12 protein-coding genes are annotated in these 12089 nt (G+C 55.9%); 3 read left to right on the forward strand and 9 right to left on the reverse strand.

Annotated elements, in window-relative coordinates; all coding sequences use genetic code 11:
• Window positions 1-5 precede the first annotated feature (5 nt).
• Window positions 6-602, forward strand: coding sequence for a plasmid pRiA4b ORF-3 family protein (locus U5A56_RS31725; RefSeq protein WP_321926426.1), 597 nt, complete (start codon window positions 6-8; stop codon window positions 600-602).
• 435 nt (window positions 603-1037) lie between these two features.
• Here U5A56_RS31725 and U5A56_RS31730 read toward each other — a convergent pair whose 3' ends face one another.
• The 4 genes from U5A56_RS31730 to U5A56_RS31745 form a co-directional block, all read right to left on the reverse strand.
• Complete coding sequence (locus U5A56_RS31730) at window positions 1038-2207, reverse strand: MFS transporter (protein WP_321926428.1); 1170 nt, start codon at window positions 2205-2207, stop codon at window positions 1038-1040.
• Window positions 2208-2483: 276 nt separating this feature from the next.
• On the reverse strand, window positions 2484-2894 hold the full coding sequence (locus U5A56_RS31735) for a PaaI family thioesterase (protein ID WP_321926430.1): 411 nt from the start codon (window positions 2892-2894) through the stop codon (window positions 2484-2486).
• 201 nt (window positions 2895-3095) lie between these two features.
• A complete protein-coding gene (locus tag U5A56_RS31740; RefSeq protein WP_062883961.1) occupies window positions 3096-4661 on the reverse strand; it encodes a bifunctional 3-(3-hydroxy-phenyl)propionate/3-hydroxycinnamic acid hydroxylase in 1566 nt (521 codons plus the stop codon).
• A 39-nt stretch (window positions 4662-4700) separates the two neighbouring features.
• Window positions 4701-5570 (reverse strand): fumarylacetoacetate hydrolase family protein, encoded by an 870-nt coding sequence (locus U5A56_RS31745; RefSeq protein WP_062883960.1) that lies wholly within the window; start codon window positions 5568-5570, stop codon window positions 4701-4703.
• Window positions 5571-6823: 1253 nt separating this feature from the next.
• Here U5A56_RS31745 and U5A56_RS31750 point away from each other — a divergent pair.
• Window positions 6824-6964: an ATP-binding protein gene (locus U5A56_RS31750; protein ID WP_409364209.1), complete on the forward strand. Its 141-nt coding sequence runs from the start codon at window positions 6824-6826 to the stop codon at window positions 6962-6964.
• Between the two features lie 166 nt (window positions 6965-7130).
• Here the strand turns inward: U5A56_RS31750 and U5A56_RS31755 are convergent, their stop codons facing one another.
• Both U5A56_RS31755 and U5A56_RS31760 read right to left on the reverse strand, forming a co-directional pair.
• A complete protein-coding gene (locus U5A56_RS31755; RefSeq protein ID WP_062883959.1) occupies window positions 7131-7823 on the reverse strand; it encodes a GntR family transcriptional regulator in 693 nt (230 codons plus the stop codon).
• A gap of 194 nt (window positions 7824-8017) precedes the next feature.
• Entirely contained in the window at window positions 8018-9244 is a 1227-nt protein-coding gene (locus U5A56_RS31760; RefSeq protein ID WP_321926433.1) for an acyl-CoA dehydrogenase family protein, read from the reverse strand.
• Window positions 9245-9333: 89 nt separating this feature from the next.
• On the opposite strand from U5A56_RS31760, the gene U5A56_RS31765 reads away from it, so the two are divergent.
• Window positions 9334-9657, forward strand: a complete 324-nt coding sequence (locus U5A56_RS31765) for a hypothetical protein (RefSeq protein ID WP_321926435.1) — start codon at window positions 9334-9336, stop codon at window positions 9655-9657.
• Window positions 9658-9700: 43 nt separating this feature from the next.
• Here the strand turns inward: U5A56_RS31765 and U5A56_RS31770 are convergent, their stop codons facing one another.
• The 3 genes from U5A56_RS31770 to U5A56_RS31780 form a co-directional block, all read right to left on the reverse strand.
• A complete protein-coding gene (locus U5A56_RS31770) occupies window positions 9701-10081 on the reverse strand; it encodes a nuclear transport factor 2 family protein (RefSeq protein ID WP_080465456.1) in 381 nt (126 codons plus the stop codon).
• A gap of 110 nt (window positions 10082-10191) precedes the next feature.
• On the reverse strand, window positions 10192-11073 hold the full coding sequence (locus U5A56_RS31775) for a 3-keto-5-aminohexanoate cleavage protein (protein WP_062883958.1): 882 nt from the start codon (window positions 11071-11073) through the stop codon (window positions 10192-10194).
• A 145-nt stretch (window positions 11074-11218) separates the two neighbouring features.
• The gene (locus U5A56_RS31780) at window positions 11219-12004 is read right to left on the reverse strand and encodes a VOC family protein (RefSeq protein WP_321926438.1); all 786 of its coding nucleotides are present in this window, start codon (window positions 12002-12004) and stop codon (window positions 11219-11221) included.
• Between the last annotated feature and the right edge of the window lie 85 nt (window positions 12005-12089).

Below are 12089 nucleotides of genomic sequence, written 5' to 3' on the forward strand. Positions count from 1 at the left end.
ATCAGATGGCGAAATCGTTCCAGCGCTTTACCCTGCACGTGCAGCTTCAACACATCGAGCCGCCCATCTGGCGCCGGCTCGAGGTCGAAGGAACCGAGTCACTGCGCAAGCTGCACCATATCCTGCAGGCGGCCTTCGGCTGGGAAGACTCCCACCTGCACGACTTCCTGATCGACGGCATGACCTACGCCATGTTCGAGGTCGATGACGTGCTGGACTTCGCCGATCCGGGCACGACCGCCGATGACCGCAAGGTTCGACTGCAGAAGGTCCTGAAACCTGACTCACGCTTCCTCTACCGGTACGACTTCGGGGACGGGTGGGATCACGCCATCGTCGTTGAGAAAGTGGAAATCGTTGAAAGCGAACCGTGGGGCGCGGCCCAGGTCATCGATGGTGCTCGCGCGTGCCCGCCAGAAGATGTGGGCGGCCCGCCTGGCTACGACGCGTTCCTGAACACGCTATCTAACGATCCGAATAGCGAAGAGGCAGAACATTACCGAAACTGGGTTGGCCCCGGCTTCGATGCCGATCGGTTCGATATGCGTGCGGCCAATGCCACGCTGCTGCGCATGGCATCCAATCGTTGGGGAAACCGGTAACTCACGCCGTCAAGACGGTATCGGCCCCACGCTTACATAGCGTCTGCAGCGGAAGCAGATGGTTAAGGTGGCCCCCCAGACTTTTTCATCCCCGAGCAACTAAGTTCCATGGGTTGGACGCCATTTCGGGAGACAAGGTGAATGTCAGTTGATTCGGTACGATCGAGTTGGTGCCTTGTACTTCAATTGAAGGCGAGGAACATCGGCAACAAGGGGGATGACCTAATCAGCGCGCGGATGGGATAGCAACGGCTCATGGGAGGCCGTTGCGCCGCGGGAAACGCTAGGGTCCGGTGTGCTGACTAGATAAAGATGCGCGCCACCGCGTCCACCAGTGCGATCTCAAATCGCTCGATATGTGGATCTAGGTGCTTTCGCGTTACGCACCGACCCACATTCAGCTGGCCGGAGAACAGCCGCCGCCTGAGCTCACTATTAATGCGCAATTCCCATCAGCGTATGTTCAGCCTCGCTATAAGCGTGGGGAATGCGCCAGACAAAGAACGTGGACACGACTGCAACCAGCACGACGCCGATTCCTATTGCTCCATATCCTGATACGAGAGCCAATGTGCCAGCAAAGAATGGACCGACCGCAGACCCACTCATTACCATCGCCGGTGTCGACGCAACCGCACGACCGCTTTTATCAATCCGAGCAATCAGACCGAACAGAAATGTATGCGCAAAAAGCGTCACAAACGGATAAATACTTCCGGCCAAGGCATAGGGAAAGAAACTCGCTGCATTCGTCACGGTAAGGGCGAGCACTGCCTGCGCCCAAGGAGCAGTTAGTGCCACGGTACGGGCATTCAGCCGTCGCTGAAGGACCGCAGCAATCAACGCCGGGAACAAGCCAACAATTCCTGTAGCGAGCAGAACCGAATTCACTCTCTCGGGACCGAAGTGTCTGTCAATACCGATGCGCTCCAAAAAACTGAACATCATGGCCTGATTAAGAGTGAGCAACAGAACTCCCGCTACCGCGAGCCACGTTGCACGCGGAACGTGGATTTCAGCCGGACGCATGCTTGCTTGGATCACAGATGTTCGATTGTGCGACGGAAATCCTGCAGCTGCACATGTCGCAGCCAATGTCATAACCCCGGCGAATACAATAAATAGTGCTGAGCCACCAGACGCCGATAGCACCCGGGGAACGACACCCAGGAAGCCAATGGCAAATAGGCCGAGTACAGCCTGACCATAGGCAAAAATTCGATGGGGATTTTGACTGCGACCCATCGTTCCATGAGTAAACGACAACCCGCTTCCAACGCCTAGTCCACTCATCACATGTAGCGCAGCCAAGGGACCAAACTCCCTAACCAGGGACGCACAGAGAAAAGAAGTGGCAGAAATTCCGTACCCAAGCGCGGGTAACCATCGACGCGAGAGGAAACCAAAACGGGGGGCAACCACTATGCTGGCCAGAACCACACCTATTAAGAATAGCGTAACGAGTCCGCCCGCCTGCTGAGAGTTAAACCCGTAGCGCTCCACGAAATTCCCCACCCATACAGGTAGCGCTACCATGTCGATCATTCCCGCGACATGACATACGATCAGTACGGCCCGAGTGCGCCAGCTCTCTACCTTTGACATCGCCCCCTCCTTTGACTGTCACATCTGGGTAAAATGATTCGCCGCTTCAATTAATTATCGATACCTTATTAAATACAACAAAGCGCCATGGAATTTCCTACGATTTCCCCTACTTCGATACCACTTTCGGCCAGAGTTCCTACCAATTTCAGAACGGGAAGACATTAGCCACCTTCGTTTGGTAGTTACTCATTTAAATTGCCTGACTATAGTGTGTCGGACCGGCCGCATCGGATCGGAATGTTATTGTCAGAAGCGAAGCCTCTACGCCCCTCTTTATGACCGAACGATCGCACACACTGCTCTTGCGGTCGCAATCAACGTCCCTTCTTGCCAAAGCTCACCTTCTACATGACAGACTATTCGTCCCCGACGAATCATCGTCGCACGTCCTTGAAGTTGGCCAGGGATTGCAGGGCGAATGAACGAGGTAGTCAGACTTAGCGTTGCACAACGCGCGGACTTGTCGATCCCGACAGTAACCAGCCACGCCGTGAGATCGTCCAGCATCGCACTGAGCATACCGCCCTGCAAATTCCCCGCGGGATTCCTGAACTCCTCCGTACCAATATAGTCGCATTCGAGCCGGCTGTAGCTGTCGTCGATACATCTGATCACGCCCCCGAGCATCGCTGTCACGGGCGATTCTCTCAGTCCTTCGATACCTTGCAGATTTAAGCTTTCCATACTAATCGTCCTTTTCTTCAATGCGGAGCGAGTGCCAGCTGATGTATCGACAGCTTCAATTCAACGCTCAAAGGTTTGCATTACGTAACAACCATTGCTCGTTATTCAGCGAGATGTAAGCTCAAAATGACACTCGAAATACGATATCCCGACTCGCTAACTGTGAATTTCTGGAGGACCCAAACAATACTGCGAATGATCTCACTTACTGTCTGAATCCAGCACATGCGGTCGAATCCAGTATCCGGCGCTCGCAAATTCATTCACAAGCTCGGCAGGCGCACCTCCACCGAAAATATAAAAGTCTGGGCGGATGAGAACGGCCTCACAACCGAGCGTCGAAAACCATTCGCGATAGCTTCCATCCACATCTTCGACGGGGCCACCCTGCTCCATCGAAACCGATTGGACACCCGCAAAGAGCATAAACGCCCGTTGACTTGGGCTGAGCTCTTTCATTGAATGGGAATTCAGTGAAAGAAGAACAAATCCGCCGCCCACCAAGTCATCGAAGCGGCCAACTTGTTCGCCAACCCGCACACGGGCCTGAAGCGAAAGCTGTCCCGCCAGTGGATCACCGTATCTCAGGCAATCAGAAGGAGGAAGCCTCGGATTAGGAAAGCGGTCTTCGTCGTGAGCTCCTTCGCCCAGCAGCCAGGCGTCACGTTTAGCAGCCGTGACCGGGTCTAGCACACAAATAACTTTGCCTAGTTCGATCGCAAACTCAATGAACTGACGTACGTGGTAGCTTCGCTCGGTCCCGTACGCATCGAGAATGTCTGAATGAACGCGCTCCTTGAGCAGTAAGTCAAGGCGCCACGTCAAGGAAGCCACGTCGCGGATCCCCGCACATAACCCTTGCCCGGCAAACGGTGGCGTGAGGTGGGCGGCGTCGCCCGCGATCATTATCCGATCGTTGCGCCACTGCGTTGCAACACAACCGCGGAACGTATAAACCGCGTGGCGCTCCAGCACCGCACTCTGGGGTGTCCAGCCATAAGGGGCGAGAAGCTTCCAGGCTGTACTTTCACTGTTCATGTCATCCTTGGATTCCCCTTCCAGAAGCATGAACTCGAAGCGGCGCCGGCCAGGTCCGCCAGAAACGTTTGTCGTTGGTCGAGCAGGATCACAGATCTGAATGAGCTCATTCGTCCACCGCTCTGGGTCAACAGGCAACACATCGACAACGAGCCAGTCTGATGAGAAGCCGAGATCCTCGTACTCACTGCCCATCGCGCGGCGCACGAAGCTGCCAGCCCCATCGCAACCGACGATGTACTTCAGAAGGTACCGTTTCGGCGGACTTGTCGGGTCTTTCGTTTCCGTGGCCTCGAGCACGACGCCATCCTCAACCTGCTCCAGTGCGGTGACCTGCCAACCCTGCAGAATCGAAATCTGGTCGCCAAAGGAACGGGCTCTCTTATCCAGCGTCCGCTCAAGATACGGTTGGCTAAACCCTAACCGCTGCGGCCAGCCTGAAATACCGAGCTTATCAAGCCCATTGAAAACCTTCAGAGGTTCGCCTTGCGCGTTCCGCCATTCGTAGCTCGAACTCAGCGCCGTGTGTGGCGCCAGCGCATCGGCCACATCCAGCGATTGGAAAATGCGTGCGATCTCATGGTCGTATACGATCGCCCGTGGCAACGGATACAGCGACGGCCAGCGTTCGAGCACGAGCACACTATGCCCCAACTCCGCCAACCCGATCGCCATCGCCTGGCCGACCGGCCCATAGCCAACGATGGCCACATCGGCATCAAACTCCATTTTCGTCTCCTGATTATCTTTTTTCCGTAGTCGATCGAACTATACCGCTGACTCTTCCACGACCCGGTTCTCGATGTGGCCGAGACCGTCAATCTCGACACGAACGACATCCCCTGGTTGAAGAAACCTATTCAATGCAATACCCACGCCTGCACAGGTTCCCGTTGCGATCAGGTCGCCCGGTTCGAGAGTCATGACTTGCGAAAGATGATGAATCTGTTGCCAAATGTTGTAGATCATGTTTCCCGTAACCTGCCGCTGGCGAAGCTCTCCATTCACAAACAGGCGCATTTCAAGGGCATGAGGATCGCCGACTTCATCATCCGTCGTAATCCAAGGGCCGATGGGACCATGGGTATCAAACGATTTTCCCAATGTGAACGTGGGACTGGCCGCTTGCCAATCACGTGCCGTCACGTCATTCGCAACAAAGTAGCCGCCGACGACGCTGCGCGCATCCGCCTCGCTCACGTAGCGGCACCGCCTGCCGATGACCACTCCGAGTTCGGCCTCGTAGTCAAGCTTGTCAGACACACGCGGCCTTTGGACATCGGCATAGGGTCCCGTGATGCAAGTGACTTGCTTATTGAACCAGAGCTGCGTTTTCGGTATCGGGATGCCGGCAGCGCGCGCCTCCTCCGCATGGTCCTGATAGTTCATGCCGATAGCCAGGTATTTCTGGGGGTCGGGAATCGGTGCATCGAATTGAATTCGGTCGATGCTGTACCCCTCGGTTGCCACTGCAAGCGACTTCTCGATTTTGGACCGCATGGACGAACCTGCGGCCAGAATCTCGCGAATCGACGTCGGGGCATCGTCGCCGAGAAGCATGTTCATTTCGTAGACCTTGTCGGCCTTGATCGCGCCGATCACGGTGCGGCCGTCGATGCTAAATCGAGCGAGTTTCATTGTGATTTGATATATCAGTGAAGGGATGATGTCGGGGGCTCGTCACTCAAAGTATTCCGGTGTCCGCGGCGGCGCCCACTGCTGCAGTTCGTTATTGGAAATCGGTACGCGCCCGGCACTACGATCAAACCTCGCTTCGCCAACACTGCTCGAGACGATACCAACGGTGTGATGATCCACTCGCTGCCCAGTCCGCAGCGCGTTAGAGCGCCATCCTCATTCGACGGGGCAATCTCTCTCCCCGGGCATGACCATAGAATATCCGCGTTTTTATCGATAATCAATGCAAATATAGATTCATCTTCCTCCTCCGGTCTGCCCCGTACGACGTCTGCCCTCGCGTCAGTCGGATCGCAAGCTGTACCCAACGCTTCCTGACTTGCCCTCACGACGAACAGGGCCAGCGGGAACCAATAAAGGTCGTCCTCGAAGAGCACGACGAACATTCTGAATGTGCCTTACGGACGAGAAAAATCGTCGGTCTTCGGACGGAAGCGGAAGCCCGCGTGGGGATCAAGGAGTGTTTACGTCGACCGAATACTGAGCTGAGTCATCAGCCTAACCCGCCGGTTCTTGGTTGGAGTTTTCAGGGATGTCTCGATGGCAATGATTGGAAAGGTGTGACGGATTCCAGTTCATTGCATCCAGCATCGCGGCTCGGCAAACTCAGAACGGGAAGCCGGCACCAGCCTAGCCGCGGGATGGATTCGCCAGACGTTTACTGCAGAGCGCACGTATTGGCATGCGATGGCGTCGCCTGAGGCAACCTCGGATCGATCCTCGGTGGCATTGGCACGCTGCGCGTTCGCGAAAGCACGTCCCCCACGATCATCCACCTTGAGAGCTGTGCCTACTCCAACGCTAGTTCGCCCGCGGCCAGAACGACATCCAGGCCGCCCTTCGGGACAAGTGCGAGAACCTTGCCATGATCCGGTCTCCGCCTGCCTCGCGCGGCGCAACCGTTGCAATAGCGGTACCGCGCCGGGTTTGCGCAGGACAGACGGGATTGCCAACAGCTTCAAGGTACGGGAGGCCGGTCATTCGTGATCTGACCGCAGAACTTAAAACAGGTACGACCGAACGGCATAGCGGCGGCCTAGGAGAACTGCTCGGGCGGTTGCTCACCGCTGACAATGCCGACTCGTCAACGCATTCGAACGGAGAGAAAACGCAAGGCCGAACCGCACCGATCTCGGCGAACCTGCTGCGTCTCACCCCGGCCATCCTAGACCAACTTGGGTATTGTCCGCAGGGTGGGTGGAGCGCCGCTGTTCCAACTGCTCAGCCGCCTGTATGAGCACGAGAGCGTAGCGAATACGACCAGTCTGGACTTTGATGAATTGTCGAGCACGTTCGGCGACGCACAGATGACGATGCGCTGCCGGAACGACTAACGCATCATTGCCATATCTCGGAACCGGCGACCAAGATCTTCGCTTCCGCCGAAGCAGCATCCGGCGAAAAAGCGCACTCAGTCGCGCGAGGTCCCATGTCGGGGCAACGGGCTAGCGCCCCGTCTGCAATCGGACCATCTCGCTCGGCCCACCGGCGGGCCAGCCTTCACGTCGACGACCGGTCGAATCCTGCCTTCAGAATGATTTCCGTCGTAGTCCGAAAATGTACACCAATCAATGCACTCAACTTCTCGATATCGCGCTCCAACGCCGCATCGAGTAGCGCCTTGTGTTCCGCGAACGTGTCGCGCAAATCCGGCGCCGTACGCATTTCGAGTTCCGCAAGATTGCGGTACCGCTCCGCTTGGTCATAGAGCAATCGGCACAAGCGCTGCAGCCATGGCGATGCACATCCCCCGATAAGCGCTTCGTGAAATTGCCGGTGTACTGTTGCCCACGCTTGGTGCTTGGCCGGATCGGTCGGCACAGGTGTCCGCGACAAACGATGATAGGCACTCACCATGTTCGTCTCCCATTCGACATCGCCATGCAAGATCGACCGAGAAAGCGCAAGGCGTTCTACACCAATCCTAGTTTCTGTAAGGTCCAGAAGTGCTTCGCGAGATACCGGTGTTACGCAAAATCCCCGCTGATCCTCGACATCAACGAGGCCCTCGGTCACAAGGCGAGAGAGTGCTTCGCGAATTGCCGTCGCCCCAATGCCGTACCGCTCGCTCAGAACCTGAACGCGTAGGCGCTCGGAGGGCAGCAGCTTGCCCATCAGGACGTCCGCCCTGATTAGCTCGAACGCCGTTGTCGTCAGGCTCTTGCCCGCCGCGCCGGAAGTTTCGAGATCCATTTTTGTGCTCCGTAGATGCCTTCGCAGCCAATGGCGCGCGCATCCTCTGAACTTGGTTAGAAAACGCAGCGGCCCGCTGCAAATTTACGATTCTACCACGAATAATCGATTATTCTCTCGCAAATCTGCTATGCTGCGGGCCCCCGTCGCCTTCTTGCAATGCGCCGGCGCAACGCATCGTTATCGTTCGCGGTTCAGACGAGCGGCGTAATGTTGGGCTCGACCCCCAACAGCGCCTTCCCGTAGATCTCCAAGTTCACAATCGGCATAGCAATCGCGTGCCGCGCACCTGTGTTCGAATCGCGCCAAATGCGCTGCAGCGGATTCGACTGAGCAAAGGTTCCGGCTCCGTGAGCACTGACGAGAATTTGCAACGCCTCGGTCACTTGCTGAATCGCATAGCCGGTGTCGGCGCGGCATCGTGCTCGTGTAAGCAAATCCAGTTTATCCCCCTCCTTTGCTGCTGCGTCGATCGTATCCGTGCAGCGCCAGGCCATGAGGTGGGCCGCGTCAATTTTCGTTGCGGCTTCCGCGACCTGCAGTTGAAACGCGGTCGAGTCGGACTGCTTCATGTAATCGGTGTAAGCAATAGGCCGCTTCCCCGCAGTCTCCATAACGTGGCGCAGCGCAGCGCGTGCAAGACCCAGTTGCGGACCAGCCAGAACAATCGTCGCGACGGGAACAAAAGCCGCCCGGTAGACGTACTCGTCTTTGAAGGGTGTCGGGTAGTCTCCAGCGAGCGCGTCCGCAACGGACAAGATCCGATGCGCGGGCACGTATACGTCATTTGCGATGAAACAATTGCTACCGCTGCCGCGCATACCCACCGTGAACCACGTGTCTTCGAGCGTCATCTCTTCCGCGCGGACGAGAGCCATATATTGCCCAAGCGGCCGGTTGTCCTGGTCCACTTCCGTGAAACCAACCAAGCCCCAATTGGCATGCAGTGACCCCGAAGCAAAATACCATTTCCCTGTTACGCGAACGCCGCCGTCAACACGTCTGCCCGAACCGGAAGGAGTCAGCACGCCGGCAGCGCGGGAGTCCGGATTCGCACCGAAAACGTCGTCCTGAGCACGCCGCGACATCAGTGAAATGGCCCAAGCATTGATCGAAGTCAGATTAAGCACCCACGCAGTCGAGCCGCACCCTTCAGCAATTGTCGACGTGACTTCGAGATTGGTTCTGAAGTTCGCCTCGTAACCGCCGTAACGCCTCGGCACCATCATCCGGAAAAGCCCCGCGTCTTTCAGTGCCTCTACGTTCTCCTCGACGACGCGGCGATCCGCATCGGTACGCTCCGCGTTCTTGCGGAGAAGCGGAAACAGTTCCCTTGCTCGCGACACGAGGTCATTGCGCAATACCAGTTCGTCATCGTCTGCTCGCTCGCGACGAGGATTTTCGTTATGTCTTTGCAGCATATCATCTCCAATATTTGATTAATGCAGATCTGAGCAGCTGAGCTTACGTTGTGAACTCACCAACCGCTCATCCGTGACAGATATAAGATATGGACATCCATAAAAAAGCGACTCCTGCCGAACAAACCGCCATCCATATCGCACCCTTTTACCGGATAAATTGGAAAATTGATCGTTCGCACCAGCTTCAGCACGCACCCTCTTCAAGCGCGCCATCACTTTTCGATGATCCAATTCGATTACAATTGAATTTTCTGTTAAACCAAGTTCGCACATTAATTAACTTTCTTCTTCGAATGACGCACAGACATCCGCCCGAAATCCAATCCGATTTCCATCTTGGCGCGTATGGAAAAGCGACAAAGTTAGGTCATCTCGAACGCATCAGTAATGTACATCCATTACTCTATTGATGAAATCCAATTTACTAATGGTGTGCCAACAAACCATCCCGGATCACACATTGACGACCGCCGTCGATTGCCACCCTACCATTTGCCATACCTGCCGCTCCCTCACCCAAATGTTGGTATAGCGATTCTTCAATTCATGTTCCTGCCCTTCTGCTAGGACTCGCATCTGAACCAAACCAGTAATGACAACCGTTTGATCTCCATGAGCGCGACACTCACCAGTTCGCTCGATCGACAGATAAGTCACCCGACCTGCAGCCATTCGCTCGAGAAACTCCTTTTTTCCTTCGCATTGCCCCGATGAATGTATCCAGGTAACTCGATCGTTCAGCAGCGCGTCGAGGCGATCAATATCGGCCGTCATCATTGCAGCCCAACGGCTTTCCTCGAGCTCCTTAACTTGCCCTACCACATTCGAACTCATTTACGTCGCCTCCGACAATTTAGCACTCCAAACTGCATGAACCAAATGACCGCTTATCGATAATGAGAATCAATCTCGGTACAGGAGCCGACGATGATCTCCCAGATGGTCTAGCGCCCGGCGAGCCCGAGCAGAGCACGCGCCTCGGCGGGTGTCGCGATGGACGGCCCGATCGCCTCGACCATGTGCCGCGCTTTCGTCACAAGCTCGGCATTGCTAGTTGCGAACGCGCCTTTCGAGATGAACACGTTATCTTCCATGCCGACCCGCACTTGTCCACCCAGCAGACATGATTGCAGTGCCATCGGAAACTGATTGCGGCCTATCCCGAACCCCTGCCAGATTGCGCCGTCTGGAAGCAAGGATTTGATATAGATCATCGTCTCGGGAGTAGCTGGCATGGTGAAATTCAGTCCCATTACAAAGGAATAAATCCCTGGACCATCAAGCACGCCTTTGGCTATGAGATGCTTCGCGAGCACAGCATCGCCACTGTCGAAAAGTTCGATTTCTGGCGTGACGCCTGCTGCACGAATGAGGTCAGCCATTCTAGTGAGGACTGGCTCCAAGCTGATCACGACACCTCCAAAGACCTGTGCGGTAACGAGGTCAAGTGTGCAGATTTCGGGCTTCAGCTTGACGACATGCTCGACCCGCTTCTCCGCCGCCCAGATGTGCGACTCGGGACCGGCAGAATCCGGCTTCATCGGGTCCGCCGGCATGAAGCCTGCACCGAGTCCGGTGGTCAAATTTAGAATGACATCTTTATTCTTCGCGCGGATGCGCTCGACGACCTCTTCATACAAATCCAATTCACCTGAAAAAGATCCGGTTTTTGGATCCCGCACATGAATATGAAGGATCGCGGCACCGGCATCCGCAGCGGCGAGGCCTGAATCCGCGATCTGCATCGGCGTAACCGGCTGATTGGGGTTCGCCGACAATGGACCGGCCCCCGTCAGCGCACACGTTATGATAATCTTGTCCTGCATTTCTAATTCCTCTGCAATGTGGGTTCCTGAATACACAATTAAACTTGTCACGAAGGCCGAATTAATCGCTGATTGGAAACCTGTTGGAGACGGCGCTGACCGCCCCGCTCTTGCAGCGCGGTCGTATCAATGCTTGAGCTACTCGCTACTCGAAAAACTCTGGCGATAACGGCGGAGCCCACTGCTGCAACTCGTTACTCGATACTTGGGACCGACCAACTGGCGTGGTGTCGTTTACGAGATCGCCATCAGTCCAGTGCTCGATTTTGTTTCCGAACGGATCGCGCCAGTAGTCGAAAATCTGGCTTCCCTGCACGTGCCGACCGACACCCCAAGAGTGCTGACGGCCACGTGCTTTGAGATATTCGCCGCCTAGCATCACGTCATCGAGATCGAGCACTTCGAATGCGCTATGATCGAACCGTGCTCGCCCGTCCGACGCAGCGATGATCGCCACCGTATGGTGATCCGTCCAAGTTTCGCCCAAACCACAATGCATGAACGCGGCGACTTCATTCGTCTCGGCTCCAGCGAAATAAATATCAGACGGACGCATGCCGAAAATTTCAGAGTAAAAAGTAAAACTGGCCTGAAAGTCCGGTACCAACAATGCAACGTGCCCAAGTCTCAATACATGGGACGGCTCAGGCGTCAAACGAATCGCTGCTCCGAATCGAGTCCGCTGCGTCCCAATATTCATCGAAATTGATGAACGATGGGGCAAAGGTTCGAGCGTTTGTTGTCCGAAAATCAGATCAACGACAAACCCCGCCGGATCGGTTATGCGCACCCGCTTGCCTCCGCCTGGCTCCGGATTGTCCTCCACTGCCGCCCCGAGCCGCTCCCCAAGTTCGTGGAGCGCCTTTTCGCTTTCCACGTACAAGCCAAAGCCGACCGTCCCATTCTGTTCGCCGAGCTCGGTGATATGCACGTGATGCGCTCGTCCGTTAGCGCGCATATACAGCGCCCGGTCACTCCTCGCGCTGCACCGCAGCCCAAAGTCCTGCAGAAAGCTC

The organism is Burkholderia sp. BCC1998 (assembly GCF_905339875.1).
Classification (GTDB): Bacteria; Pseudomonadota; Gammaproteobacteria; order Burkholderiales; family Burkholderiaceae; genus Burkholderia.

Bases quoted from the DNA above. Each gene is read 5' to 3' on its own strand.
- U5A56_RS31735 (WP_321926430.1), bottom strand. From the start codon at position 2,894: ATGGAAAGCTTAAATCTGCAAGGTATCGAAGGACTGAGAGAATCGCCC.
- U5A56_RS31725 (WP_321926426.1), top strand. From the start codon at position 6: ATGGCGAAATCGTTCCAGCGCTTTACCCTGCACGTGCAGCTTCAACAC.
- U5A56_RS31760 (WP_321926433.1), bottom strand. From the start codon at position 9,244: ATGCTGCAAAGACATAACGAAAATCCTCGTCGCGAGCGAGCAGACGAT.
- U5A56_RS31740 (WP_062883961.1), bottom strand. From the start codon at position 4,661: ATGGAGTTTGATGCCGATGTGGCCATCGTTGGCTATGGGCCGGTCGGC.
- U5A56_RS31765 (WP_321926435.1), top strand. From the start codon at position 9,334: ATGGACATCCATAAAAAAGCGACTCCTGCCGAACAAACCGCCATCCAT.
- U5A56_RS31770 (WP_080465456.1), bottom strand. From the start codon at position 10,081: ATGAGTTCGAATGTGGTAGGGCAAGTTAAGGAGCTCGAGGAAAGCCGT.
- U5A56_RS31745 (WP_062883960.1), bottom strand. From the start codon at position 5,570: ATGAAACTCGCTCGATTTAGCATCGACGGCCGCACCGTGATCGGCGCG.
- U5A56_RS31755 (WP_062883959.1), bottom strand. From the start codon at position 7,823: ATGGATCTCGAAACTTCCGGCGCGGCGGGCAAGAGCCTGACGACAACG.
- U5A56_RS31775 (WP_062883958.1), bottom strand. From the start codon at position 11,073: ATGCAGGACAAGATTATCATAACGTGTGCGCTGACGGGGGCCGGTCCA.
- U5A56_RS31730 (WP_321926428.1), bottom strand. From the start codon at position 2,207: ATGTCAAAGGTAGAGAGCTGGCGCACTCGGGCCGTACTGATCGTATGT.